The 24,256-nt window shown below is 37.6% G+C and carries 29 protein-coding genes and 2 pseudogenes; 6 read left to right on the forward strand and 25 right to left on the reverse strand.

The features are described from left to right. The first annotated feature begins 144 nt into the window (after positions 1-144). Positions 145-771: a class I SAM-dependent methyltransferase gene (locus tag N4G44_RS12060; protein ID WP_474927152.1), complete on the forward strand. Its 627-nt coding sequence runs from the start codon at positions 145-147 to the stop codon at positions 769-771. A gap of 1 nt (position 772) precedes the next feature. On the opposite strand, the gene N4G44_RS12065 is transcribed toward N4G44_RS12060, so the two are convergent. Further along, on the reverse strand, positions 773-1,498 hold the full coding sequence (locus N4G44_RS12065; protein WP_474927155.1) for a LytR/AlgR family response regulator transcription factor: 726 nt from the start codon (positions 1,496-1,498) through the stop codon (positions 773-775). Continuing rightward, the gene (locus tag N4G44_RS12070) at positions 1,495-2,532 is read right to left on the reverse strand and encodes a sensor histidine kinase (RefSeq protein WP_474927157.1); all 1,038 of its coding nucleotides are present in this window, start codon (positions 2,530-2,532) and stop codon (positions 1,495-1,497) included. The genes N4G44_RS12065 and N4G44_RS12070 overlap by 4 nt, the downstream gene beginning before the upstream one ends. A gap of 231 nt (positions 2,533-2,763) precedes the next feature. On the opposite strand from N4G44_RS12070, the gene N4G44_RS12075 reads away from it, so the two are divergent. Beyond that, positions 2,764-3,192, forward strand: coding sequence for a hypothetical protein (locus tag N4G44_RS12075; RefSeq protein ID WP_474927160.1), 429 nt, complete (start codon positions 2,764-2,766; stop codon positions 3,190-3,192). Positions 3,193-3,230: 38 nt separating this feature from the next. Here the strand turns inward: N4G44_RS12075 and N4G44_RS12080 are convergent, their stop codons facing one another. Further along, positions 3,231-3,566, reverse strand: a complete 336-nt coding sequence (locus N4G44_RS12080) for a DMT family transporter (RefSeq protein WP_474927162.1) — start codon at positions 3,564-3,566, stop codon at positions 3,231-3,233. Positions 3,567-4,750: 1,184 nt separating this feature from the next. Here N4G44_RS12080 and N4G44_RS12085 point away from each other — a divergent pair. Further along, positions 4,751-5,470, forward strand: coding sequence for an AAA family ATPase (locus tag N4G44_RS12085; protein ID WP_474927165.1), 720 nt, complete (start codon positions 4,751-4,753; stop codon positions 5,468-5,470). Next, positions 5,467-6,198, forward strand: a complete 732-nt coding sequence (locus tag N4G44_RS12090; RefSeq protein WP_474927167.1) for a YggS family pyridoxal phosphate-dependent enzyme — start codon at positions 5,467-5,469, stop codon at positions 6,196-6,198. The genes N4G44_RS12085 and N4G44_RS12090 overlap by 4 nt, the downstream gene beginning before the upstream one ends. A gap of 208 nt (positions 6,199-6,406) precedes the next feature. Here N4G44_RS12090 and N4G44_RS12095 read toward each other — a convergent pair whose 3' ends face one another. Next, positions 6,407-6,595: a hypothetical protein gene (locus N4G44_RS12095; RefSeq protein WP_474927169.1), complete on the reverse strand. Its 189-nt coding sequence runs from the start codon at positions 6,593-6,595 to the stop codon at positions 6,407-6,409. Between the two features lie 192 nt (positions 6,596-6,787). Here N4G44_RS12095 and N4G44_RS12100 point away from each other — a divergent pair, with 192 nt between their 5' ends. After that, the gene (locus tag N4G44_RS12100) at positions 6,788-6,967 is read left to right on the forward strand and encodes a hypothetical protein (protein WP_474927174.1); all 180 of its coding nucleotides are present in this window, start codon (positions 6,788-6,790) and stop codon (positions 6,965-6,967) included. 72 nt (positions 6,968-7,039) lie between these two features. Here the strand turns inward: N4G44_RS12100 and gcvP are convergent, their stop codons facing one another. After that, the gene (gene gcvP, locus N4G44_RS12105) at positions 7,040-9,898 is read right to left on the reverse strand and encodes an aminomethyl-transferring glycine dehydrogenase (protein ID WP_474927178.1); all 2,859 of its coding nucleotides are present in this window, start codon (positions 9,896-9,898) and stop codon (positions 7,040-7,042) included. A 432-nt stretch (positions 9,899-10,330) separates the two neighbouring features. Here gcvP and N4G44_RS12110 point away from each other — a divergent pair, with 432 nt between their 5' ends. Then, on the forward strand, positions 10,331-10,504 hold the full coding sequence (locus tag N4G44_RS12110) for a hypothetical protein (protein WP_474927183.1): 174 nt from the start codon (positions 10,331-10,333) through the stop codon (positions 10,502-10,504). Here the strand turns inward: N4G44_RS12110 and N4G44_RS12115 are convergent. The 20 genes and pseudogenes from N4G44_RS12115 to N4G44_RS12210 all read right to left on the reverse strand — a co-directional run bounded on the left by N4G44_RS12115 (position 10,484) and on the right by N4G44_RS12210 (position 24,065). Next, on the reverse strand, positions 10,484-10,804 hold the full coding sequence (locus tag N4G44_RS12115; RefSeq protein ID WP_474927185.1) for a hypothetical protein: 321 nt from the start codon (positions 10,802-10,804) through the stop codon (positions 10,484-10,486). The two genes, N4G44_RS12110 and N4G44_RS12115, sit on opposite strands and share 21 nt — an antisense overlap. Further along, complete coding sequence (locus tag N4G44_RS12120) at positions 10,798-11,130, reverse strand: DnaJ domain-containing protein (protein ID WP_474927187.1); 333 nt, start codon at positions 11,128-11,130, stop codon at positions 10,798-10,800. The genes N4G44_RS12115 and N4G44_RS12120 overlap by 7 nt, the downstream gene beginning before the upstream one ends. 351 nt (positions 11,131-11,481) lie before the next feature. Next, the gene (locus tag N4G44_RS12125) at positions 11,482-11,745 is read right to left on the reverse strand and encodes a hypothetical protein (RefSeq protein ID WP_048501781.1); all 264 of its coding nucleotides are present in this window, start codon (positions 11,743-11,745) and stop codon (positions 11,482-11,484) included. Positions 11,746-11,837: 92 nt separating this feature from the next. Then, positions 11,838-12,098 (reverse strand): hypothetical protein, encoded by a 261-nt coding sequence (locus N4G44_RS12130; RefSeq protein WP_474927191.1) that lies wholly within the window; start codon positions 12,096-12,098, stop codon positions 11,838-11,840. A 96-nt stretch (positions 12,099-12,194) separates the two neighbouring features. Continuing rightward, positions 12,195-12,749 (reverse strand): RNA polymerase sigma factor, encoded by a 555-nt coding sequence (locus tag N4G44_RS12135; protein ID WP_474927194.1) that lies wholly within the window; start codon positions 12,747-12,749, stop codon positions 12,195-12,197. Positions 12,750-13,018: 269 nt separating this feature from the next. Next, positions 13,019-15,024: pseudogene (locus N4G44_RS12140) on the reverse strand (S9 family peptidase). Positions 15,025-15,163: 139 nt separating this feature from the next. Then, positions 15,164-15,622, reverse strand: coding sequence for a DoxX family protein (locus N4G44_RS12145; RefSeq protein ID WP_474927197.1), 459 nt, complete (start codon positions 15,620-15,622; stop codon positions 15,164-15,166). 124 nt (positions 15,623-15,746) lie between these two features. Continuing rightward, positions 15,747-16,190 carry an SRPBCC family protein gene (locus tag N4G44_RS12150; RefSeq protein WP_474927200.1) on the reverse strand — a complete coding sequence of 148 codons (444 nt, stop codon included), beginning with the start codon at positions 16,188-16,190 and terminating at the stop codon, positions 15,747-15,749. Between the two features lie 27 nt (positions 16,191-16,217). Next, positions 16,218-16,646: an SRPBCC family protein gene (locus N4G44_RS12155; RefSeq protein WP_474927203.1), complete on the reverse strand. Its 429-nt coding sequence runs from the start codon at positions 16,644-16,646 to the stop codon at positions 16,218-16,220. Positions 16,647-16,751: 105 nt separating this feature from the next. Beyond that, positions 16,752-17,584: pseudogene (locus N4G44_RS12160) on the reverse strand (SDR family oxidoreductase). Between the two features lie 107 nt (positions 17,585-17,691). After that, positions 17,692-18,546 (reverse strand): VOC family protein, encoded by an 855-nt coding sequence (locus tag N4G44_RS12165; RefSeq protein ID WP_474927206.1) that lies wholly within the window; start codon positions 18,544-18,546, stop codon positions 17,692-17,694. Positions 18,547-18,674: 128 nt separating this feature from the next. Continuing rightward, positions 18,675-19,541 (reverse strand): VOC family protein, encoded by an 867-nt coding sequence (locus tag N4G44_RS12170; RefSeq protein ID WP_474927209.1) that lies wholly within the window; start codon positions 19,539-19,541, stop codon positions 18,675-18,677. Positions 19,542-19,622: 81 nt separating this feature from the next. Then, entirely contained in the window at positions 19,623-19,862 is a 240-nt protein-coding gene (locus N4G44_RS12175) for a helix-hairpin-helix domain-containing protein (RefSeq protein ID WP_474927212.1), read from the reverse strand. 35 nt (positions 19,863-19,897) lie between these two features. Then, positions 19,898-20,311: an SRPBCC family protein gene (locus N4G44_RS12180; protein ID WP_474927214.1), complete on the reverse strand. Its 414-nt coding sequence runs from the start codon at positions 20,309-20,311 to the stop codon at positions 19,898-19,900. A 74-nt stretch (positions 20,312-20,385) separates the two neighbouring features. Then, the gene (locus N4G44_RS12185; protein WP_474927216.1) at positions 20,386-20,817 is read right to left on the reverse strand and encodes a VOC family protein; all 432 of its coding nucleotides are present in this window, start codon (positions 20,815-20,817) and stop codon (positions 20,386-20,388) included. Positions 20,818-21,063: 246 nt separating this feature from the next. Further along, complete coding sequence (locus N4G44_RS12190; protein WP_474927219.1) at positions 21,064-21,840, reverse strand: alpha/beta fold hydrolase; 777 nt, start codon at positions 21,838-21,840, stop codon at positions 21,064-21,066. A 3-nt stretch (positions 21,841-21,843) separates the two neighbouring features. Then, positions 21,844-22,368: a DinB family protein gene (locus N4G44_RS12195; RefSeq protein ID WP_474927222.1), complete on the reverse strand. Its 525-nt coding sequence runs from the start codon at positions 22,366-22,368 to the stop codon at positions 21,844-21,846. A 67-nt stretch (positions 22,369-22,435) separates the two neighbouring features. Continuing rightward, positions 22,436-22,897: a hypothetical protein gene (locus N4G44_RS12200; protein ID WP_474927224.1), complete on the reverse strand. Its 462-nt coding sequence runs from the start codon at positions 22,895-22,897 to the stop codon at positions 22,436-22,438. A gap of 87 nt (positions 22,898-22,984) precedes the next feature. After that, on the reverse strand, positions 22,985-23,398 hold the full coding sequence (locus tag N4G44_RS12205; RefSeq protein WP_040994448.1) for a VOC family protein: 414 nt from the start codon (positions 23,396-23,398) through the stop codon (positions 22,985-22,987). Positions 23,399-23,474: 76 nt separating this feature from the next. After that, the gene (locus N4G44_RS12210) at positions 23,475-24,065 is read right to left on the reverse strand and encodes a Crp/Fnr family transcriptional regulator (RefSeq protein ID WP_042278985.1); all 591 of its coding nucleotides are present in this window, start codon (positions 24,063-24,065) and stop codon (positions 23,475-23,477) included. Between the last annotated feature and the right edge of the window lie 191 nt (positions 24,066-24,256).

The raw sequence follows: 24,256 nt of genomic DNA on the forward strand, positions 1-24,256 counted from the left end.
TAATTTTTACCTTCCCTTATTTACAAAATCTATTTTGCCCAATGTTTTTTCCATTCGTAGAAAAGCTGTAATCGCCTTATATTTGGGGCTTTAAAGCATCAAATTGATGCATGATTGCAACTACTAACCCAAATTTACAGAGAGATGACAGAAAACCCATGGCTTGACAGATGGAATGACCGATACAGCAGTGAAGAATTCGCTTACGGAACAGAGCCGAATAATTATTTAAAGCAACAGTTAGAAAAATTAGAACCGGGCACTATTCTGTTTCCTGCAGAAGGAGAAGGCAGGAATGCTGTTTTTGCTGCAACAAAAGGGTGGGAAGTTTCCGCCTTTGATATCAGCAATGAAGGGAAGAATAAAGCTTTACAGCTTGCTGACAATCAAAATGTCGTTATTGATTATCAGGTTGGTGAGCTTCAGACTTTAAATTTTCAGGCTGAACAGTTTGATGCAATTGCTCTTATTTATGCACATTTCCCTGCCGATATCAAGTCTTCTATCCATCGGATGCTGGATCAGTATCTTCGCAAAGGAGGAGTTATTATTTTTGAGGCATTCAGCAAAAATCACCTTGATTATATTGCAAAAAACGAGAAAGTTGGCGGCCCTAAAGACATCGGATCTTTATTTTCGATAGATGAGATCAAAGCAGACTTTCCCAATTACAGCATCATAGAACTGGAGGAAAAAGAAATAGAACTCCATGAAGGTTTATTTCATAACGGAACAGGCTCTGTAATCCGTTTTGTAGGCCAGAAGCTGTAACCTATCCTTCCGAATTCAGAGTTCCGCCGGCATATTTTGTAAAAAAATCGGATCTGTATACTTCGCCGATAGGAATTTCAAATTCATCAATATAAACATTATGATTGTCAAATGAATCGATAAAATCGAGATTAACCACATACGATTTGCTCACACGGAGAAAGGTTTCCCTGGAAATTTTCTGATGGATGGTTTTAAGGTTCATAGCTGTAATAAGCTTTTGCTGCCGGGTATGGATGACCACATAGTCTTTCAGGCCTTCTATAAATTTAATATCTGAAAAACTGATCTTATAGAACCTCCGGTCTGCCTTGATGAATAAAAAGTCCGCCGTATTGGACTCTACTGTATTTTTCACCGTATCCTTAGACAAAAGTTCTGTGTAAAGGATGGCTTTTTCTATGGCTTTTTCCAGCCTTTTGGTATCTATTGGTTTCAGCAGATAGTCTACGGCTTCCAGTTCATAACTTTTTAAGGCATACTGGGAATAGGCCGTGGTAAAAATGATCAGTGATTTTTTGGGCAGCATTTCGGCAAATTCCAAACCGGTTACCATGGGCATTTCAATATCCAGAAAAATAAGATCTACTTCGTTGGTTTTAAGAAAATCCAGCGCTGAAGGAGCATTGGAAAATTCTCCCAGAATTTCGGCCTTTGAGGTTTCATTGATCAGTGAGCGCATTTCTGCTCTTGCCAGAGGCTCATCATCTATTATAATACAGTTCATACAGGAATTTTTAAATTAACGGTATATTCTTTTTCTCCGGAGGAAATTTCGAGGCTGAAAGTATTTCCATAGAGAAGCTCGAGTCTTCTTTTAATATTGGCAAGTCCCAGTCCGCTGTAGTTGGCGTTGGAAACGGTGAGACTCGGATTCATTGAATTGGTACAGGTAAAATAAAGGATTTTGTTTTCAACGCTTATATCTATTTTCACATAACACATTTTGCTGCTGATATCAAGACTGTGTTTTACCGCGTTCTCAACAAAGGTGGTAAATAAATTCGGCGGAATAAAAGTGCTTTTTAACGTTCTGCTCTCAGTTTGTGCATTGATATCAAAAGTAAAGTTTTCTCTGCGTATCTTTTCAAGGTTAAGGAAATTGGACAAAAAATCGATCTCTGAAATAAGCAGAGTTTTCTCTTCTCCGTTTTCATACAGCTGATATCTTAAGAATTCTGAAAGCTTGACAATTACTGTTGATGCTTTTTCAGGATCCGTTCTTGTAAGAGCCTTCACATTATTGAGCATATTGAAAAGAAAATGCGGATTGATCTGGTTACGGAGCTCATTCAGCTCCATTTGTAAGGTAAGATTATTAAGCTCTGTTATTCTTTTAGTATCCGTGATCCATTTTTGCAGGAGCTTTACGGTAGTTGTCGTCATAATAATCGGAATGCACATCAATATACCTTCATATAGATTTGCCTTTTCGCTTTCCTTCTTAATATTCTCTACCCTGAAGTCTCCGAAGAAAAATTTAAAGCCATAGCTTATCATATTAAGTCCGGCAACTCCCATTATTAACAGCAGAATGAGATAGGTAATATATCTTGTTTTAAAGAAGAACTTCGGCACCAGGACATATATATTGATGTAAACCATCGTAATCAGGACAGCATATACAAAAAACAAAACATAGTACTGGTAAATCCCGGAATACCAGTGCCAGAACCTGGCGCTGTACATCAGGAAGAAAAAGAAAACCAGGAATAGCAGGTGCCTGCGGACTTTGAACCGGTCTTCAACCAGAAAATCCATGACAAGTGTCTCCTTAAATTTTGACGGTCCGTATCTCATAGTATTCCGTAGGTCTTAATTAAAAGCAAAAATAGAGAATAACGCAGGAAATCTTTATAATATTATACCAACCCTGTTATTTTTTATACCAATTTTAATTAGGCTGGATTTCGTATAAAATAAGAGCGGTTTCGTATAAAAAAATTTCATGCAATGGTATTATTTATTTCTTTGCCCTGAATTTTAATGCTTATGGAATTAGCCGTTTTTCAGGAACTTACACAGGAAATAACCTCAGAATGTTTTTATATGACAGAATCCCAACAAGAAGAAAAGGTGATACAGATGATCGATCTGCATCATTTCGTGGAGTGCTATCAGTCACAGATCAGTATTTTGAATTACATCCAGCATCCTATTAATATTGTGGAAGAAAATGGTGTTAAAAAAGGAATTTTATTCTATAACCTTAACCACTCCACTCCCTACGACTGGAATGCTTTTGAAGAATTTAAAAGACAGAAGCAGCTTAAGGAAGTATGGTTTGTTTTTGTGGAAGAAAATATGATTACTGATACTCTCCGGCACAAGGATTTTATAACTGAGAACAATATTGATATATTTTATGACAGGATATTCCTGTTTAATTTCTTCCAATCCACCATCCATGCTTTAAAATAGGTCATGGTACGGATTTTTGAACCTTTAATTTAAAAAAATCAATGGGTTCCCATCTTTGAGAATACATTAATAACAATTACCCCGATAACAATCAATAGAATTCCTATGATGGCCGGAAGATCCGGGACCTGTTTAAAGGCAATGATCCCAATCATGGTTATAAAAACAATACCTACCCCGGACCATATGGCATACGTTATTCCTACAGGGATATGACGCAGGGTAAGACTCAGGAAATAAAAGGCGGAAGCATACCCTATCACAGTAACCACAGACGGCCAAAACTTCGAAAATTCCTCAGATTTCTTAAGAAAAGTAGTTGCTATGATCTCGAATATGATGGCTAAGGCCAGGAATATATAACTGCGTCCCATAAAGCTTGTTTTCTGCAAAAATAATGAAAAGCTGTTCTTTTCACCGGAAAACGAACTGCTAAATTAGCATCATTTTTTATCTTTTAATGAGATTTAAATAGTGAATTCTTACCGAAGCCGGATTCCTAATTGATTATATAAATAAGAAGTACAAATCCGGTAAAACAATCACCTTAATATCCCATGCAGGTGAAAAACTCCATTGCAATTATCACAAACGATTTACAAAAAAGAGAAAAATAATATTTTGCATAAAATGTGTGACCGTATATGTTTCAAATGTGTCAGTATTTCTATATTATGTGACAAAATTTTCAAATTCATGTCACGAAACCTGCCAGGATTTAAAAAATTAAGGATAAAATCGGGCTTCGAAAAATAAGTTTTCTTAACATAATAATTCTTCCATTTTCCAAAATCTGACGTTCAGTTACGAAGTGAAAAGCAGATATTATGCATCGCATTTTTAATTTTTTGTTTTATCAACTCCAATATAGAAGCATTGAAACAGTTGTCAACTTTTTAAAATTTTACAGATAAGACAATAAATATATTAATAATTTCATAAAAGTACATTAATTTTTTATAAACAAACAGGTCGTGAAAATTAACAATTTAAGAACATAACATACTGATATACATCATAATTATTTGCTTTGGCATGCGATTTGAAAACAGTAATATTGCAATTAGAAAATCGATAAAATAAAGTCAAATAATTAAATAAAACAAAAAATGGTAACTTACATCGGTATCGCAACATGTGTAGTAGTATTCGCTTCTTATTTTGCAACAGTAAAAAGAGAACAAAGAAACTAGTTCTATTTAAAGGAAAGCCTATAGAACATCTATATTAATTGTATTGTTTATGTTTTTAATCTGAAAATATCAGATGACGCTCTTTTACTCAATTAGAGTAAAAGGGCCGGAAAACATAACTTCTTAGCTGAATTTCATAGCAAATTTTATATATCCCAATAGTCAAGCCGAACAATAGTTCGGCTTTTCTTGTTGATTCCTGCTCAATTAAAGGTTTTGGCTAAAGCCAGATGAAGGTTTGTTTTTTTAAACGGGCTAAAGCCCGTTCCTATTGAATATTATTTAACCGGTCTATGGTTTATTCCGAGACTTCATTCAATAAAGCCTTATCTTTGTATGGATAAGAATCACTTTTTAGTTTTAACATGAATCTGTATAATCTCATCATTCAGGACAAGGAGGAAGTAAGCCTTAACGATGTATTTCTCGACACTCATAACAGGGACCAGCTGGTACAACTTATCAAAGAGCATACTTATGTGAAGGAACTTCAGGAATACGGGCTTCCGGTCAATAATAAAATCTTACTGCAGGGAAATTCCGGGTGTGGGAAAACAATGACCGCCAAAGCTGTAGCCAATGCATTAGGTAAAAACATCCTGATCCTTAACCTCAGCAATATTGTGTCTTCGCGTATCGGAGAGACCTCACAAAATATCAAAATGATCTTTGACAAAGCCGCAAGGGAAAGATCTGTTCTGTTCCTGGATGAGCTGGACCAGATCGGGAAAGCGAGAGGCAGCGACGATAAGGATGTGGGCGAAATGAGGAGGCTTGTGAATACTCTGATCCAGCTTATTGATTATTATCCCGAGAATGCGCTTCTGATGTGTGCTACCAACCACGCAGAGATTATTGATACGGCTTTGTTGAGACGTTTCCAGCTAAAGATCAGCTATGAACTGCCCTCAAAGGAGTTTTTAGATACTTATTACGACAGTCTCCTTTCCGGTTTTCCTGAGGATCTGCAAAAAGTAGAAAGAAAATACAGCATTTCTTTTGCTGAAGCGAAAGACCACACTTTAACCTCCATAAAATCTGCTTTGATCAAAAAACTGGAAGCGGAGAAAATGATACAGCCATGAAAGAAGATATCCTCCACAATCTTGAAATCATTAACGACAGGATAAAGAAAGCATGTGAAAAAGCAGGCAGGAACCTTGATGAAGTAAGATTGCTGCTGGCTACAAAAACGGTTTCCGCAGAACGTATTAAAACTGCCTTAGAAAACGGGTATACACTGATTGCAGAAAATAAAGTTCAGGAATTAAAAGAAAAATATGAGGGACTGAAAGATACCCCTCATGAAAATCATTTCATCGGGCATCTCCAGACCAATAAGATCAAAGATATTCTAAAGTATGACGTGGTTTGTGTACAGTCTCTGGACCGTCCGGATCTTGCAGAAAAACTCCACCAGCGGCTTTTATCCGAAGGAAAAACAATAGACATCCTGATCCAGGTGAATACCTCCGGTGAGGAAAGTAAATTTGGTGTACATCCTGAAGAAGCTGTTGAACTGACCAGAAAAGTTGCTGAATTCACGACATTAAAGATCAAAGGATTAATGACGATAGGCCTTTTCAGTGCAGAAACAGAAAAGGTAAGAAAATGCTTTAAAATCCTTAAAGATTTACAGCAGGAGATCATCAGCCAGAATATCCCCAACGTAGAAATGAAGGAGCTTTCCATGGGAATGAGCGGAGATCTGGAAACAGCCATTGAAGAAGGCGCCACTATTGTGAGAGTGGGAACGGCTGTATTTGGTGCGAGGGTGTATCCGGATTCTTATTACTGGAATGAAAAAGCTTAGGTGTGTGAGACTATGAGGATGTGGGATTTTGAGATTGGTTAAAGTTTAAATTTTTAAATGCTGATGACTATTTGATTGATCTTTTATTTCACAAAAAAACAAATACGATTTTAAAATCAACTGTGCTATGGCAAAATCATAAAAAATTTTACGTTAAAAAAGTTAATATTTTCATTTATAATCATTTAGACCAGTTTTTATTATAGATTTACGGTACACAAATACCATCTATGATGAAAACAAATATTTTGCACACTCTCCGGAATTCTTTCGGAATATTTTTCTGTCTTTTCACAGCTTCACTGATGCTTGCTGACTGCTCCGGGAATGGACCAAGGAATGAAAACGATATGATAAAAGCTACTTTTTTAATAACCTGTATAACGATCGCCAGCATTTTTGCTACCTTGTATATTTCTAAAAAAATCAGGCGGAAAGGCTAACTGTAAATAATAAATTGAATCAGAGTTGCTTTTCACCGGAATGAGCTCGTCCAATCTTTTATTTACTGCATATAGAATTTCTATTCTAATGAGGTGCACGGCATCTTTTTTGCTCATAAATTACTAATAACCAAACAAATACATTTATGATTAAAAAATTACTCCTGAGCTGTCTATTCATGGCAGCAGTACTGTCTTCATGTAATAAAGAGCAAAATTCATCATCAGCAAAAGACAGTGAAGCATCTATTCAAATAGTTTCAATGGTAACATGTGCAACTATGGCTGTGGCACTTCTTGTAGCATACAGCTATAAAAGAAGATAATAGAAAATAAATAACAAAAAAAAACACCCGTTTAGAATCTAAACGGGTGTTTTTATATTGGTTACAAATATATTACATATAAGCTTCAATCGGCTCACACGTACATACTAAGTTTCTGTCTCCGTAAGCTTCATCTACTCTTGAAACGGAAGCGAAGAATTTGTGGTCTCTTACCCACTCCAGCGGATAAGCTGCCTTTTCTCTGCTGTAAGGTTTATCCCATGAATCAGAGATGACCAGTTGTTCTGTATGAGGAGCATTTTTAAGGACGTTATTCGCCTGATCTGCTTCTCCGTTAGCAATCTCTTCAATTTCTTTCTTGATGGAGATTAAAGCTTCTGCAAAACGGTCGATTTCAGACTTGCTTTCAGATTCTGTAGGCTCTATCATCAATGTTCCTGCTACAGGGAAAGAAACGGTTGGCGCATGGAATCCATAATCCATTAGTCTCTTCGCCACATCAGCTACCTCAATTCCTAAAGATTTGAACTGACGGAAATCTACGATACATTCGTGAGCCACTCTTCCATTCTCGTTTGAATATAAGATCGGGAAATGCTCTGCTAATACCTCTTTCAGGTAATTCGCATTCATGATCGCATGTCCTGTTGCTTTTTTCAAACCTTCTGTACCTAACATTTTGATGTAAGAGTAAGAAATATTCAGGATCAATCCTGATCCGTAAGGTGCTGCAGAAATACCGTCGATCGCATCTTTAGAACCGATCTTAATATTTGCATTGGAAGGAAGGAAAGGAACCAGGTGCTTAGCCACACAGATCGGACCTACTCCAGGACCTCCGCCACCGTGAGGAATTGCGAAAGTTTTGTGTAAATTCAGGTGACAAACGTCTGCTCCGATGTTTCCAGGACTTGTGAATCCTACCTGAGCGTTCATGTTAGCACCATCCATATATACCTGACCACCGTGTTCGTGGATTAAGCTTGTAATTTCTTTAATGTTGGCATCGAAGAATCCGTAAGTAGACGGATAAGTGATCATAACACAAGATAAGTTCTCAGAATGCTGCTCTGTTTTAGCTTTTAAATCTTCGAAATCGATTTCTCCGTTTTCAAGATTTTTAACAACAACAATTTTCATTCCTGCCATGGCTGCAGAAGCCGGGTTTGTTCCGTGCGCAGACTGAGGGATCAGTACTACATTTCTGTGGCCTTCACCTCTTGAAATATGATATTCTCTGATCACCATTAATCCTGCATATTCTCCCTGAGCTCCTGAATTCGGCTGTAGAGAAGTTCCTGCAAAACCTGTGATCTCAGCAAGGTCTTTTTCAAGCTCTTTGATCATTTGCTGGTAACCTCCTGCCTGATCTACCGGTACAAACGGGTGAACAGCTCCCCAATTATCCCATGAAAGTGGCAACATCTGAGTAGCAGCATTGAGTTTCATTGTACAAGAACCAAGAGAGATCATTGAATGAGTCAATGATAAATCTTTTCTTTCCAAACGTTTGATGTAACGCATCAATTCTGTTTCCGTATGGTATTTGTTGAATACCTGCTCGGTAAGGATTTCGTCTTTTCTTAAATTCTCTTCAGGGATGCTGTATCCTTCTTTGATTTCTAACTTGAAAGTCTGCTTATCTTTGAACTGAGCAAAAGAAGCCATCAGAACATTTAATTTATCCAATGTAGTACTTTCATTGATGGCAATGCTTACAACACCTTCTGTGAAATAATTCAGATTGATTTTATGATCAAGCATCATTCTTGACAATCTTCCTTTTTCATCTTCACTCATGGTGATTTTCACCGTATCGAAGATCGGCTCTTCAACAACCTGATATCCTAATGCTTTAAGACCGTTTTTCAAAGCGTTTGCCTTAAAGTGGATCTGATCAGCAATGTAGTTCAAACCTTTAGGACCGTGATAAACAGCATACATCCCAGCCATTACAGCAAGAAGTACCTGTGCCGTACAGATATTGGAAGTAGCTCTTTCTCTTTTAATGTGCTGCTCTCTGGTCTGAAGCGCCATTCTTAATGCACGTTTTCCGTACATATCCTGAGAAACCCCGATGATTCTTCCCGGAATATCTCTTTTGTAATCTTCCCTGCAAGAGAAAAATGCTGCGTGAGGACCTCCGTACCCTAATGGAATACCAAATCTCTGTGAAGTTCCAACCGCACAGTCAGCACCCATTGAAGCCGGTGATTTCAGTTTAACCAAAGCCATCGGATCGCAGGCAACAACTACCTGCAGGTCTAATTTTTTATATTCTACAATATCTTCTGTGTAATCCAGAACGATTCCGTTTTTACCTGGATACTGTAATAAAACACCGTAATAAGTTTCGTCTAACTGGTGAGTTTTGTGATCACCTTCCACGATTTCGATAGCTAAACCTTCTGCTTTGGTTTTTAAAACAGCAACGGTTTGAGGCAAAACAAGATCGGAAACAAAGAATTTGTTTGCATTTGCTTTCTTCTGATCTTTCGTTCTGTTGTTGAAGAACATGTGCATGGCTTCAGCAGCAGCTGTAGACTCATCAAGAAGAGAAGCATTCGCAAGCTCAAAGCCTGTAAGGTCGCACACTACAGTCTGGAAATTCAGAAGAGCTTCCAGTCTTCCCTGGGCGATTTCCGCCTGATAAGGAGTATACGCCGTGTACCAGCTTGGGTTTTCAAAGATATTTCTCTGAATAGCTGATGGTAAAAGGGTATTGTGATATCCAAAACCAATGTAGCTCGTATAATCAGTATTTTTCGATGCCAAATCTTTCGAATGGTTCAGCATTTCGTATTCTGAAAGCGGTGCCGAGATCTCAAGATCTTTCTCTAAGCGGATAGAAGAAGGAATGGTCTGAGAAATTAGTTCTTCAATACTTGAAACGCCCAATTTTTCCAACATCGCCTGTTTATCGGCTTCATTAAGGGAAATGTGACGGCTCACAAACTGTTCTGTATTCATTTTTATTTATTAGATTTTGTTCGTAAAAAAGATTCGTAAAATTACACTTTTTTAAGTGATTGTACAAGAGTCCGAAATTGCCGAAACGACAGGGAAACTTCCATATCCGTTCAATAAGAAATGAAATAAAAGCTATTTATTACATAAAATTTAAAAGCTTAACTTTTTAAGACTTCACATAAGGTTTTGTTCAATTGACAGTACAAGAAAAACAGATTAATTGAAAGAAACTGCCTTCTAATTGTATTCAGTCTAAATTTTATTTTTTGCTTAAGCTGATTGTTATTTTCGGGTAAAGTTTATTGGTCGGAAAACAATGTTTATGCTCTAAAATCAGGTATTAGACACCTTACAAATACGCTGATAAACAGGGGTGATAAGATTTATGAAATTTTATTAATTATATTTATTCTAAATTAATATATTTGCAACATGAATATGATTATCCCATTTAAAGTACCGCCTTTAACTCCAGCATACGCATTCAATAATGAAGACATGTTCTGCGAAAAAAATCCTGCTGCAAGAAATTCAAAAAGGGAAAAAGATGCAAGAAATGTCCGGGAAGAAAAAAGATGGCTTAAGCTATCCGGAATTCCTGAATAAAAAATATATGGCCAGGGCCAAAATAATAATCCCCCAAATCAGCATCATGATTTTTGGCTGACCGGACTTATTGATACGTGTTACCGGCTGAGGCTTAAACATTTCCTCCACACTGTTTTTAAACTGGGAGCCATCGTTCTCAAAGACTTCAGTAATAGTGATTCCCTGCACCGCAGTTTTATGAAGCAGAGAATTCGTTGCATGAAGCAATAACTGGAATTTACCGTCCTTAAATTCCGTAATCTTAAATATCCTTTCTCCAAAAGGTTTTTCCAGACCGAAAGGAAGTATTTTCACCACATCCGCATTGTTCGTCTGCCAGTTGATGATAATCTCCTCCCCTTTTTTGCATGAATCTTATTCGCCGTAAACGTTTTAATAGAAGGCGGGATATTGTACCTGAAACTTTTCTGATGATTCTCTAAATTCTGATCATAAGTACGTCTCTTTCCCGGATCACTCAATATTTCATAAGCTTCCTGAATTTCACGGAAACGCCCTGCAAAGAAATCATCGTTTTCGTTCTTATCGGGATGGTACTTTAAAGACAGTTTTCTATAGGCTTTTTTGATGTCTTCTTCTGAAGCATCCGGAGAAATTCCGAGAAAATAGTAGTAGTCTTTCATTGAACCTTACAAAAATAAGGATTTATTTTCTTTATCATTATTCTGCAGGATAAAATGTAGTCTTATTTTAAAGAAGGATTCTGCTTTTTAATTATGGCGGCGGTGGCTTCGGGAGCCTCAGCCTCCTATAACTTATTACTATCTATAATAGTCTATATGTTATTTCTCTAGTTTATTATTTCTCTAGTTTCATAAGGCTGCCCTGTTGGTGGTTGAGGCTCTCGAAGCCACCATTATTGAGATTGCCTCGTCGCTGCGCTCATCGCAATGACGATAAAAAAATTCCGGCGCGGGAAGCAAAGCTTCCCGCGCCGGAATTAACAATTTCAATTTAGTTTTTACTACTTATGCTTATGCTTCTGCAGTATTGCTATGATTCTTTCTGCAAAATCCTGAAGCAAATTCTTTTTTAAATTTTCCTTTCAGTTCCTGATACTGCTCGTCATTCATTTCTCTGATCTTATCGGCAAGACCGAAAGGTGATTTTTCTTTGATTCCGTATTCGTTAAAAATACCTTTCATAAATCTTTTTCTTTGTGCTATTTTTTTAGCAGCCAATGCTACTCCTACAACAGCTAATGCTCCAAGAGCTCCTTTTAATGCTGAATTTTTCATTTTTTCAAAATTTTAAATTTTACTACTTCTTGTTTTTTTATATAGACGAATGAATTTTCAATTTACTTTACTACTTCTTTAAAATTTTCAAATTATTCGTTGGTTTTATTGTGTCTGTTAAAAAATCCGCCTGCACATTTTTCTCTCCAGACTTCTTTAAATTTTTCTCTTTCTTCAGGAGACAGATGCTGCATCTTTTCTCTCATCTTTCTTTCCTTAAAATCTCTCACCCCTTTTCCGAAATGGAAGCCTCCGAAAAGAATTTTACTTAAAATCAATATTCCCATTGCCTGCCAGTATGTTATTGATTTCACGCCCAAAATATCAGGAAGCAGACAATTCCAAAGGGACATGACGATCCATGTAACTCCCAGTAAAATCAACGGTGGACATAGGAATAAAAAATCCAGCCTTTTTTGTGTTTATTATGATTCATAACTTTCTTTTTACTAACTATTTAAATCTTCGTATAATTTTCTCAACCTGTTTCTTAAATGCTTCACAGCATAATTTTTTCTGCTGATAATGGTTTTTATATTTTCCCCCTGTTCATCAGCAATCTGCTGAAGGGTTTTATCGTTCAGCTCATTTTCAACGTAAACCAGTCTCTGTTTTTCCGGAAGTTCGTCCAGGGCCTCAAAAAGCTTCTTCCATATTTCATCCTGAAACATTTTAATTTCAGGCCCGGCACTTTCGTCCAGCAATAGAATATCTTTGATAGAGAAACTTCCGTCTTCGTCTTCATAAACGAAATCTTCAAGATTCTCAGTTTTCTTTTTGCGATAACGGTCTGTGATTTTATTCGCAGTTACCCGGTACAGCCAGCCGCCCACATTCACAATCTCGGAAAGATTGGTCAGACTGCTGAACTGAAACCACACTTCCTGCAGAATATCTTCCGCATCTTCCGTGTTTTTCACTTTCGGACGAATATAAGACATCAGCTTTCCTCCGTACTTTGAAACGGTTTGTGAGATGATACTTGCTTTCTCCTCTTGTGGCATTGTTATTTCTTCGACAACCTCCATATTGCTATGACGAACTGTCTTTTGGTTTTACTTTAATAAATTTAAAAAAAATTATTGATTGGTGAATTTTTGTTACAGGGTGCGGGTTTCGGGATACGGGGTGCGAGATGCGGGATGAAAGATTTGGAAGACTGTTTGTAGCTGGAAATGCTGAGGGAGTCCCTAATCCCTAATTTCTAATCCCTAAATATCTAATAAAAAACGGAAAGCATTACACTTCCCGTTCCTGTTTATTATAAGCTATTTTATTTTTTATTGAAGTTCTCTGCGAAGAAGCCCAGCATGTATTTATATAGCTCCAGCCTGTTCGGTTCTTTCCCGAATCCGTGTCCTTCGTCATATTTTACCAGATAAGGAACTTCGAAGCCTTTTGCGCGCATTGCTTTTACAATCTGATCGGATTCATTGATATTAACCCTTGGATCATTGGCCCCCTGTACCACAAATAAAGGTTTCTTGATTTTATCAATCTGGAAAACCGGTGAAACTTCTTTGGCTATTTTTGCTTCTTCCGGATTATCCAGATCATACCAGATCTGTTTTACCATTTCTTTGTAAGGCTTCCAGTATTCCGGGAAGGAATCGAAGAAAGTAAAAATATTGGAAACCCCTACATAATCCACCCCGCAAGCATAGAGATCAGGAGTCTTGATAAGCCCCATCAATGTGGCATAACCTCCATGGCTTCCTCCATAAATAGCGATCTTATCTTTGTCTACCCAACCTTGTTCAATAGCATATTTTACTCCGTCTTCCACATCGTCCATTGCTTTTCTTCCGATCTGCTTGTAACCTGATTTCTGGAATTCTTTTCCATAGCCTCCTGAGATTCTGAAATTCACCTGAAGTGTTGCATATCCTCTGCTTGCGAAAAGCTGGGTTTCAGGGTTGAACCCCCATTGATCCCGGATTCCCTGCGGCCCTCCGTGAGGATTAACGATCAGAGGTACTTTTTTACCTTCAAGGGCTGCTTTGGGAAGGGTGATATAGCCATGAATAGTAAGTCCGTCCCTGCTTTTGAATTCAATAGGCCTCATTTCTGCCATATCTTCTTCTTTCAGCTGCGGCATCAGGTTGTAAAGAAGGCTTGTTTTTTTACTTTTCGTATCATACTCGTAGTAAGCCCCATACAGCTTATCACTGCCTACATAAACCAGAAGTTTTTCGTTGTTGTCATCGGAAGAAACAATGGAAAACTGTTTGTCTTTAAATTCAGCTTTCAGCTGATCATCAATTTCTTTATAAAATTTACTTACCGGGACCGTTTCGCTCTTAATACCGTCATAGCTGATATAATCCAGTTCGTAATTCCTGTTTTTCCCGGCGAGGCTTATAGAGTTTACATCAAATACCGGGTTGGAATATACTTCTCTGATCAATGCATTTTTTTCAGATCATAGAGTACAATCCTGGATTTATCACTGTCCAGATTGGTGACCACATAAGCTTCATCCTTGTTTTTAGAATTATCATTAAGACTTATGATGTAAAAGGTATCTTTCCAGTCTGTGGATTTCAGGAGGTTAAATTTTCCTGTCTGCAGATCTTTATAGTAAGTTTTTGTCGTTAATCCGTTTTCAAGAACGGTATATCCTCTTAGGTTTCCATCCTTATCAAAAATATAATCATCAATAGGGCTGTTGACATCTTTATTTTCATACAGCTGGGTTATTTCACCTGTATTGAAATTGATCTTATAAGGCTCAAAGATCTGTTTGTTATTTTTATTCATGGTAACCACAACAAAATCCGTATCTTTTATCAGCTTTACAGTTCCGAGTGTAATTCCGTCAAAAGGGGTAAGGTCTTTGAGATTTTTTCCGTCAATATCTGCAGCATACAGGTGGATATTTTCGTTCCCTCCTTTGTCCTGGGTAAAGAAAAGGCGTTTGTTGCCAAGCCATCCGTAGCTTTTGATAAGGTCGTCTTTTTCAACAATTGCTTTGGATATTTTACCTGTTTTCAGTTCTTTTACATAGACATGGTTTTTCTTATCCTTATCTTTTTCTTTGTAGGACAGATACTGTCCGTCCGGAGAGATTTTAAACTGTGAGGCATTAGGTCTTGCAAAATAGTCTTCTACCTTGTATTTAAAGTTTCCTTTGTCATAAGAGATCAGTTTTTCAAGATTTGCTTTCGTGGATGGAAGCGTAGGATCGCCCGGCAGCTTGGCCGTTGAAGTCTGTGCATTGATCATAATTGCTGACAGTACGATTTGGGCCGTACCAAAAATTTTAGTGTTAAAGTTCATAATTTATATTTTGGATGGTTAATTTTCTCTGTCACAGATCTTAAAACAATTAAAACCTTATACAATAGGACAGTTTTTCCCACCAGAATGTTACATAAATTATGAAATTTTATATAATAATTAAAAAACTGTAAAATTCCTAATTGATATATATTCCGAAATACCAGGTCCAGGCTATTAAAATAAGCTGCATGGGAATCCTTTCCCTGTAAAGATAATTCATGCCAGGTCCCGTAAAATCTGCTTTGAAAATATTGATGTTTTTTCTGGACGAATTAATGTTGGCTATGAATACCAAGACATAAAATATAATCAGCAGTACCGCTGTAATTTCTCTTATAGACGGGATCATCAGACCTATTCCCGCCGCTATTTCAAGAAATCCTGTGAAGTATACCCAAAACATTTTGCCGGGAATAAAATCAGGAATCATCATCGCCATTCCTTTCTGGAATTTAAAATGGGAAAATCCTGTGAATACAATAAACACAGCCATCCCCAGATTTCCTGAAAATAAAAAATCAGGTTTTCCCTGAACGATATAAGTTCCTATTAAAGCAAGGATAAATGTTGCGAAAAGGATCGTTAATAACTTCATGTTTTTTTTATTTATTTACCGTATTGAAAAGATAAAATAATTTTACCATACTTCTCCTCAATATATTAAAAAACCACACAGGTTTTGAAAGTCTGTGTGGCTTTTATTATTACAGAAATAACAGTTATTTATTTTCGGCAAGATTTTTCACTATTTCCAGTCCTTTTGTAAATCCTGTGTTCATGTGGTCTTCCCATTCTTTTTCGGTCTGCACTTCTGCATGCAGCTTTGTTTTTCCATCAAGGTCGATAAGGATATATTTTTCGAAACTGCCACTCCATTCCATTACTTCTTTACTCTTTGTATCCTCGTTACCTTCTTTATCTACCATTCCCAAATGTTTAAAAATAATCTGGTTGGGCTCATCAAGGTCGTCAATGGTTGATACCATTCCTTCGCCTTCACCATTCAGGAAGTACGTTTTTCCGCCAACTTTCCAGTCGGATTTCATTACGGATCCTGAGCCGAAGAATTTCGTCCATTCAGAGTAAGTTGTGTCATCCCAAAGAACATTCCAGACTTTCTGCGGTGATGCATTGATTTCTATTTCGTATGATAAGGTTTCCATATTTCAGATTTTTATGGTTGGTGCTTTTTATAATTGGTTTTCCGAAAGATTTTTCACAATTCCCAAAGCAGTCGGAAATTTTTCTTCAAAAAAATCTTTAAACTCTTCAGGGGTATTGATTTCAATTTTCAACAGGGTTCCTGTAGGGGTTTCCTCTAAAATATAAGCTTCCGTAGCTTCTCCCCAATTCTGCTCACTTTCTACCCCATTGTAAATCTCTCCGAGATGAAGGAATTTCATTTCTTTATTGGGGGTATTTTTTTCAACACGGCTGAACATTCCGTTATTGTTGGGGTCAAGAAATTTGATGATGTTTCCTTCTTCAAAGCTACCCATATAAAAGGATCCTTCCATAAATGCAGTGGTCCACTGTCTGTAGGTCATATCACTCCAAAGGACATCCCATACTTTCTCAGGAGCTGCATCAATTTGAATTTCAAAAAATATTTTCTGCATTGTTTTTTATTTAGATGTTTAGATTTCAGACGTCAGATTTCAGATTATAGATTCCAAAGTTTACTTCCGGATGTCGTGATTTTAACTTTAGTTTCTAAGTCCTGCTTATCCGCCTACAAAATCTCCGCCGTTAATATGAATGACTTCGCCGGTAATGTAACTGGCATCTTCAGAGGCAAGGAAAACATAGGCCGGTGCAACTTCTGAGGGTTGTCCCGCCCGTTTCAAAGGAGTATCTTTTCCGAATGTCGAAAGATCATCAAAGGTTTCTTTCACAAGGGGCGTCCATATGGGGCCCGGAGCAATTCCGTTGACCAGTATTTTTTCTCAGCAAGGTTAGCCGAAAGGGAGCGGATAAAAGATAAAATAGCTCCTTTAGTGGCTGCATAATCGATGAGGTGGTCACTTCCCCTGTATGCGGTAACCGATGTAGTACAAATAATCCGGCCGCCATCACCAATCAGCGGTAAAAAGTCTCTCGTTAAAGAAATCATGGAAATAATATTGGTGTTAAAAGTCTCCACGATCTGTTCATCAGAGATCTTTTCAAGGCTGTTTTCAGAGGTGTGGATTCCCGCATTATTAACGAGAATATCCAGGTTATTCCAGAGATTTTTTACTTTCTCCACGCATTTTGTCCGGAATGCTTTCTTCGTAAGGTCACCTTTGATGAGAATGCATTGCTGCCCTTCTTTCTCAACGAGTTTTTGGGTTTCCCTGGCATCGTCATCGCTTTCTTTATAAATCACTGCGACATCTGCCCCTTCTCTTGCAAAGTGAACGGCTACAGCCTGTCCTATTCCACTGTCGCCACCTGAGATGACTGCTCTCTTTCCGGTAAGTTTCCGGCTTCCAAGATAATTGTTTCTGATGATTTCAGGAAGAAGACCTTCCTTAGGCACTTTTGATTTGGATTGTGACTTGTTCTGTGTTTTCATAAGCAAATCTTTTATAAATCACATCAAACAGCAAGCCGAAACAGGAATATAAAAGGAATAAAACGGAAAAAACAGCGAATTAAAACAACTGAATTTGTATTTTAACTTTATGAATTATAAGCCTCCTCCAAGTCTTTAATGATAATATTCTTCATTTTCATAATAGCCTGAATCACTTTATTTACCTTTTCTTTATCAGGATCACTGATCAGTCTCATCGATTGTCTTGGGAAGATCTGCCAGCTAAGTCCGTATTTATCTTTTACCCAGCCGCAAACTTCCTCACTTCCTCCATCGCCGGAAAGACTGTTCCAGAAATAGTCTGTTTCTTCCTGACTGTCTGTCATGACCACCATTGAAATCCCTTCATTAAAATCGAACTGGTGATCATAGGAATTATCCATGCAGAACATACTATAGCCATCAATTGTGAAATGGGCATGCATTATATGTTCGGGATCTTCACCGGATTCCCCTCCATCTTTATATCTCGAGATATTTCCGATTGTTGAATTAGGGAAAGTTTTCGTATAAAATGCCATAGCTTCTGCAGCCTTTCCGCTATTCTCATGGATAAACATAAGGGTAGGTACCAGTTTCTGGTCATTAGTTTTTTCACCAAGAAACAACTGCCAGGTTACTCCGTATTGGTCGCGAATCCAGCCATATTTCTTACTCCACGGATAGGTTCCGAGATCCATCAGGGCAGTTCCCCCTTCCTTCAGCTGATCCCAATACTTTTGTACTTCGTCTTCGGTATCACAGATCACCATAAACGATACTGAAGGATTTTTCTCTTTCTCGGGACCATTAAGAAGCATGATCGTTTGTCCGAAAAGTTCAATATTGATAACAATCTGTGTATCCGCAGTTATTTTCCCGCCGAATATCTTACAATAAAAATCTGCTGATTTTTTGGCGTCTCCATTGAATAAAATGCATGGAAAGATATTGTTGTTCATGACTTTTAGATTTTGAAATTATTAGGAAAGTAAAAAAGTAAAATCGCGAAAAGGCGAAAAAGCAAAAAGGCTAAAGAGCGAAAAGGTTAAAAAGCAAATTTGTCTTTTACTGTTTCGCCTTTTTGCCTTTAAGAATTATAAGCTTCTTCCAAATCTCTGATGATAATTTTCTGCATTTTCATCATTGCCTGAACTACTTTCTGGCTTTTTTCCTGATCGGAATCATTCATCAGCTGGATAAGCCTTTTGGGAACAATCTGCCAGCTCAGTCCATATCTGTCTTTCAGCCAGCCACACATGCTTTCTCTTCCGCCTTCTGAAGTAAGGGTATTCCAAAGATGATCGGTCTCTTCCTGATTATCCGTCATGATCACAATGGAAATTCCTTCATTAAAATCAAACGGGTGATCATAAGAATTATCCATACAGAAGAAGCTGTATCCATCAATGGTAAACTGGGCATGCTGTACATTTTCAGCAGGTTCAGGTATAGAATGACCTTCGCTACCGTCACCATACTTCAAAATATTTCCGATGCTTGAATTTGGAAAGGTTTGGGTATAAAATTCCATAGCTTCTTTTGCTTTCCCGTTATTCTGATGAATGAACATCAGGGTAGGAACAATTCTTTGTGATTCCTGCTTATCTCCCAGAAACAGCTGCCAGGTAACTCCGTATTTATCCTGAACCCATCCGTATTTTTTGCTCCACGAATAGGAATCCAGAGCCATAAGGGCAATTCCTCCTTCTATCAGTTGGTCCCAGTATTGCTGAACCTCATCTTCTGTTTTGCAGATCACCATAAAGGAAACTGACGGATTCTTTGTAAAATGAGGGCCTCCGTTCAGGAGCATTAGTTTCTGTCCGAAAAGGTCAATGTTCATGACAACGGGAGTATCTGCAGTGATCTTCCCGTCAAAAACCTGACAATAGAATTCTGCTGCCTCTTTTGATTCTTTATCAAACCAGAGACAAGGAAAAATATCGTTATTCATAGTATTCATTTTAAGGTGGTACATATAGTTTTATTGGTCATTCTCAATCCGGGAATGATGAATTCTCCGCATGTATAATGATCAGCTTTTGAAAGAAACTTGATGTTCTTTCATATGATTTTTAAGTTTCAGCATGGTATTTTTTCCGAAACCATGAAGATTCATGATCTCCTGCTCAGAGTAATCCGAAAGTTTTTCAAGAGAGTCAATTTTTTCTCTTTCCAAAGCTCTTCTTGCCGGTACTGCAATAACGCCGTACAGGAAATTATTATTTTTAACGACATGATTAACAGCACAAATGGAGCTTAGACATTTTGCCATTATAACCAGATTTATCATGACTGTCGGTGTATATTTTAATGATTTTCAACATATTTGTGAAAATTATTAAGGATAGCATACCAGCCGTCCCGCTGCATTTCCACAGAATTTTGTTTTTCAGGATCAAAAATTTCGATCACTTTTGTAGTGTTTTCGTCTATCTTCTCAAAAATAACTTCCACTTTCCGGCCGTCTTCCATATGGTATTTGATATTGGCGTTCGGAATTACCTCATCGTAGAATCCTTCGAAATCAAAGCCAAAGCTTTTATCTTTTGCTTCCATTCTGGTTTTGAATTTACCTCCTACCCGCAGATCATTTTCTGAACTGGGACATTCCCAGGATTCATGGGCAAAATTCCATTTTGTAATATGTTTAGGATCGTTGAAATAATTCCAGACTTTTTCTACCGGGGCTAAAATTGTGATGTCTATCTTAATCGGGTCCATAGTTTCTATTTTTTTAATCGTTGTAAAAAGGCAGCCCGGACCGGACTGCCCTCATAATTTAGTTAAAGATAAGATTATTTTGCGTATCCTTCGCTATAGTTCACCATCCAATGAACTCCGTATTTGTCCTGAAAGCTCCCGAAATAGTCGCCCCAGAACTGGTCTTCAATAGGCATTTCTATATTTCCTCCTTCAGAAAGACCTTTGAAAAGCCTGTCTGCTTCCTCCCTCGATTCCGGGAAAATGGATACATAGTTGTTGTTCCCCACGTTAAGGGTCTGCCCGAATGCAGGAACGATATCTGAAGCCATAAGGAGGTCCCCTCCGATTGGTAAAGCTATATGCATCACCCTGTTTTTATCTTCTTCCGATAAATTTTCGGTTCCGGGAGCATTTCCCATTTTGTGAATTTCACCAAGGAATTCTCCTCCGAAAACAGATTTGTAAAAATTGAAAGCTTCTTCTGCTTTTCCGTCAAAATTTAGGTATGGATTTAATTTAGCCATGATTTCTGATTTTTAAATGTTATTATTAATTGTAAAATGTAAAAAGTATTAATGTATTCATGAATACATTAGTTGATGTCTTAGTTTAAACGCTGAGATCGCTAATGTTTTATTACTGATATTGGTCGCAAAGGCGTTTCACTTAGCAGAGGCTGTGAAAATTTTGGTTTGAACCATTAAGATTCATTAAGCTGTTAAGAAGATTAAGAGTTATAATTTATCTAATACCTTACAATCTTATACTTTTTAATGGTTTAAAAATTTAATGATTTCATTAGCTGTCAGATTTATGAGATCAGAATCTGTATTTCCTTCGAAATCTGCCATCATGTATGAGCCGTGACCCGCCGGAAGGATCATAAGCTGAGATCCGGGAACCAGCCGCCACATTTCTATAACGTGTTCCGGCTTCATCACATCTTTGTCTCCACTGATGAACAGCACCGGAACTTTTATAGATGTTAATATTTTTTCGTCCCAGTCTTCAAACGACTGCATCCTTTTGCTGTCTTTTTCAAACATGTTTTGCAGCTTTGAAAAATCCGGATTGAGGTTGAGAAAATTGATTTTAAGAGGTTCAGGCATTGACTCCAGCGTTGCTTGGTCCATGATTTCGAAAAACCCGTCCATCATCCCGGCTCTTTTATAGAATGAAGAGGCAACAATGATTTTTTCAGTTATTTCAGGGTAAAGATGGGCAATCTGCATCACCGTATTCCCTCCGTTGCTGAATCCGAGGAATGAGGCTTTTTCAATGGAAAGTACTTTTAAAAGAGCCGCAACATCATGAGCATCCTGCTCAAAGGTTTCGGGAATATCACGGTGATCTGTCATTCCGTGGTTCTGGAGGTCAATACCTATGAGCTGAAAACGGTTTTCAAGTCTGGAGATAATTTCCTTAAAATCAAACAGGATCGAGGAACCACCGCCATGAATAAGCACCAAAGGCTTTCCGGAGCCGTAAATTTCATAATACATCCGGATTCCGTTGACCTGATAATAGCCTTTTTCTTTAGATTCCATCCTTTAATATTTTAGGTTTTCGTCTACATCGTACTTCATGCCCGGATAATTCAGAATTTTTCTCATAAGGCCTATCTGTCCGCATAAATAATCCTCACGTCCCATACACATGCCTGCGAAATTGAGTTTGGTTTCAGGAACGAAAGGAATATTCATCCCGATCTGGAAAATTTCATCCAGTTCTTCATCGGTAGCCTCTAAGAGTTTCTGATATACTTTTGGAGAAATATCATGGAAATTTTTCTCCAGCTCATCTAAACTGGGATACTTGAAGCTTTCGTCCAATGCCTTTCCCTGAAAGAAAAGCTCACCATTAGGATCTTCATCTCTGAGTCCTAAAATCCATCCCAACCCATAACGCATATTGACAAAGTTTCCTGCCATCCAGACGATATGGTTGGTTTTTCCTTCAATTCTTTTCAGGGCATCTTCTTCCGAAATACCATCCAGTGCATTGAGAAAGCTTTGGGAGTGCATTCTGTATGCGGGAATAATAACCTCTAATTTTTTTGATTTTGGTGTGTCCATTGTTTGATTTTTTAGTTGTTTTAAAATGATCCCTTTCCGGATATTTAAGACGAAGTCTATTCTGATGCTATTTGATGGCACCCGGTTTTCCTAAAATTCTTCTGAGATAACCGAGCTGTCCGCTGTGGTAAATTTCATGAAGGCAGAAAATAGCAATATCATTAATAGTTTCGGGATTAAAACTTTCCAGACTGATCAGCTTCTGCTCCAGTTTATCCTGAGATTTTTGCAGGTAAGATTTTAATTCTTCAAAAGCGATCAATTCGTCTTTTCTTTCCAGCGGAATTTCTCCCCTGTTATAGAATGAAAATTTCTCGTTGTCCCAAACGGATTCTTCGCCCAAGGCATTCAGGAATGCATTTCTTATGTAAATTAAATGCCCAAGGATCCAGTTCAGACAGTTGGCTTCACCATTTGGAAAAACCATAGATTCTTCATGGGTAATGCCGTCGATATTCATTGAAATCACTTTGTAATTGCTGAATACCTGAACTTTTACTATTTCAATATCGTTTGATTTTGTTTTCATAGCAGTAGGTTTATTTGAGTCCATGACTTGCAGACAGGAAAACGGATTGAATATTTTTCCTGCTCAGGTCATGAATACATTCAGGTTTTAAGATTGAGCAGGGAATTGAGAAACATCTGTAAAGATAACATTCCACCCATGCCCGTTGATGTCCCAAAAGGAATTCTGATACATCCATCCCTCATCCTGAGGTTCTTCATGCTGATAAGCACCGTTTTCCAGAGCCGTATTTACTACCTGGTCCACTTCTTCACGGCTGTTCAGGCCAATGGCAACAAGTACCTGGGTGGTATCACCTTTTGGAACAGGTCTTTCAGAAAATGACTGGAAATATTCTTCTGACAAAAACATAACGTAAATACTGTCGTCTTTCATGACAACACAGATGCCTTTTTCATTAGACATCTCCTCAGCAATAGAAAAACCCAGCTTGGTCCAAAATTCTCTTGTTTTCTGTACGTCCTTCACCGGAAGGTTGACGTAGATCTGATTGATTTTCATATTATATTGTTTAGTGTTAAACTTTTAACCAAAATTACCAAGCCTGTATGAAAATCAACTTGCCATAAGACAAGATTTAATTTTTCTTTGGATGGGATACGATTTCTTTGCGGATACGGCTTAAAGAAGTATCTGTAACGCCCAGATAGGATGCTACCTGCTTGAGAGGCGCAAACTGTAAAACCTGAGGTTTCTGCTCCAAAAGGTTAAGATAGCGCCTGGTGGCGGAAAGGGTAAACATTTCTACAGAACGCTGTTTGTAAACAAAAAGCTCTTTTGACATCCATGCCCTTCCCCATTCTCTGAGGTTCGGTATTTTATGGAACAGTTCCTGAAAGGTCTCGTAATCGAAGCGCCAGCATTCACAATCTGTAATGCAGATGATGTTTTCCTGGGACGGAACTCTCTGAAAGAGTGATAAAACCTCAATAATGATCTCGTTATCTGCAAAAAAGTGTGTGGTTACCTCATTTCCGTTAAAATCATTTACATAGGAACGGGCAAGGCCTTTTTCCAGGATATAGTATTCGTTGGCTGTTTTTCCTTCCTGCAGAATGATATCTCCTTTCTGAAAAAAAACTTTTTCGTGAGCCTGGAATATTTCATCAAGCTCTTCATGCAGAAAAAACGGAAAGTCGTAGCAGATCTCTAGGGCTTTACTGGTCATTGAGTCGGTGTCTTTTAAAGGTTTTAAAAATATCATTTTTAATTGAATCCGTAATAAATCGAATTAAACAAAATCGATAGATGATATAAATAAAGTCACAAGAACCGTTTACCAGAAGTAGTTTTTAATCTTTCTAAATAATTAAACACAGACTTACTGAACCGTCATTCGAAAGTTTATAGTTTTATAGT

The organism is Chryseobacterium sp. GTID13 (genome assembly GCF_056172655.1).

Excerpts from the sequence above, each read along its gene's own strand:
- N4G44_RS12085 (WP_474927165.1), top strand. The coding sequence starts at position 4,751 with ATGAATCTGTATAATCTCATCATTCAGGACAAGGAGGAAGTAAGCCTT.
- N4G44_RS12170 (WP_474927209.1), bottom strand. The coding sequence starts at position 19,541 with ATGAATAACGATATTTTTCCTTGTCTCTGGTTTGATAAAGAATCAAAA.
- N4G44_RS12175 (WP_474927212.1), bottom strand. The coding sequence starts at position 19,862 with ATGGCAAAATGTCTAAGCTCCATTTGTGCTGTTAATCATGTCGTTAAA.
- N4G44_RS12165 (WP_474927206.1), bottom strand. The coding sequence starts at position 18,546 with ATGAACAACAATATCTTTCCATGCATTTTATTCAATGGAGACGCCAAA.
- N4G44_RS12145 (WP_474927197.1), bottom strand. The coding sequence starts at position 15,622 with ATGAAGTTATTAACGATCCTTTTCGCAACATTTATCCTTGCTTTAATA.
- N4G44_RS12075 (WP_474927160.1), top strand. The coding sequence starts at position 2,764 with ATGGAATTAGCCGTTTTTCAGGAACTTACACAGGAAATAACCTCAGAA.
- gcvP (WP_474927178.1), bottom strand. The coding sequence starts at position 9,898 with ATGAATACAGAACAGTTTGTGAGCCGTCACATTTCCCTTAATGAAGCC.
- N4G44_RS12150 (WP_474927200.1), bottom strand. The coding sequence starts at position 16,190 with ATGGAAACCTTATCATACGAAATAGAAATCAATGCATCACCGCAGAAA.
- N4G44_RS12080 (WP_474927162.1), bottom strand. The coding sequence starts at position 3,566 with ATGGGACGCAGTTATATATTCCTGGCCTTAGCCATCATATTCGAGATC.
- N4G44_RS12065 (WP_474927155.1), bottom strand. The coding sequence starts at position 1,498 with ATGAACTGTATTATAATAGATGATGAGCCTCTGGCAAGAGCAGAAATG.
- N4G44_RS12210 (WP_042278985.1), bottom strand. The coding sequence starts at position 24,065 with ATGACCAGTAAAGCCCTAGAGATCTGCTACGACTTTCCGTTTTTTCTG.
- N4G44_RS12110 (WP_474927183.1), top strand. The coding sequence starts at position 10,331 with ATGAATATGATTATCCCATTTAAAGTACCGCCTTTAACTCCAGCATAC.
- N4G44_RS12070 (WP_474927157.1), bottom strand. The coding sequence starts at position 2,532 with ATGGATTTTCTGGTTGAAGACCGGTTCAAAGTCCGCAGGCACCTGCTA.
- N4G44_RS12100 (WP_474927174.1), top strand. The coding sequence starts at position 6,788 with ATGATTAAAAAATTACTCCTGAGCTGTCTATTCATGGCAGCAGTACTG.
- N4G44_RS12060 (WP_474927152.1), top strand. The coding sequence starts at position 145 with ATGACAGAAAACCCATGGCTTGACAGATGGAATGACCGATACAGCAGT.
- N4G44_RS12190 (WP_474927219.1), bottom strand. The coding sequence starts at position 21,840 with ATGGAATCTAAAGAAAAAGGCTATTATCAGGTCAACGGAATCCGGATG.
- N4G44_RS12180 (WP_474927214.1), bottom strand. The coding sequence starts at position 20,311 with ATGGACCCGATTAAGATAGACATCACAATTTTAGCCCCGGTAGAAAAA.
- N4G44_RS12195 (WP_474927222.1), bottom strand. The coding sequence starts at position 22,368 with ATGGACACACCAAAATCAAAAAAATTAGAGGTTATTATTCCCGCATAC.
- N4G44_RS12130 (WP_474927191.1), bottom strand. The coding sequence starts at position 12,098 with ATGTCCCTTTGGAATTGTCTGCTTCCTGATATTTTGGGCGTGAAATCA.
- N4G44_RS12090 (WP_474927167.1), top strand. The coding sequence starts at position 5,467 with ATGAAAGAAGATATCCTCCACAATCTTGAAATCATTAACGACAGGATA.
- N4G44_RS12120 (WP_474927187.1), bottom strand. The coding sequence starts at position 11,130 with ATGAAAGACTACTACTATTTTCTCGGAATTTCTCCGGATGCTTCAGAA.
- N4G44_RS12125 (WP_048501781.1), bottom strand. The coding sequence starts at position 11,745 with ATGAAAAATTCAGCATTAAAAGGAGCTCTTGGAGCATTAGCTGTTGTA.
- N4G44_RS12155 (WP_474927203.1), bottom strand. The coding sequence starts at position 16,646 with ATGCAGAAAATATTTTTTGAAATTCAAATTGATGCAGCTCCTGAGAAA.
- N4G44_RS12135 (WP_474927194.1), bottom strand. The coding sequence starts at position 12,749 with ATGCCACAAGAGGAGAAAGCAAGTATCATCTCACAAACCGTTTCAAAG.
- N4G44_RS12095 (WP_474927169.1), bottom strand. The coding sequence starts at position 6,595 with ATGCTGGCGATCGTTATACAGGTTATTAAAAAAGTAGCTTTTATCATA.
- N4G44_RS12185 (WP_474927216.1), bottom strand. The coding sequence starts at position 20,817 with ATGGCTAAATTAAATCCATACCTAAATTTTGACGGAAAAGCAGAAGAA.
- N4G44_RS12200 (WP_474927224.1), bottom strand. The coding sequence starts at position 22,897 with ATGAAAACAAAATCAAACGATATTGAAATAGTAAAAGTTCAGGTATTC.
- N4G44_RS12205 (WP_040994448.1), bottom strand. The coding sequence starts at position 23,398 with ATGAAAATCAATCAGATCTACGTCAACCTTCCGGTGAAGGACGTACAG.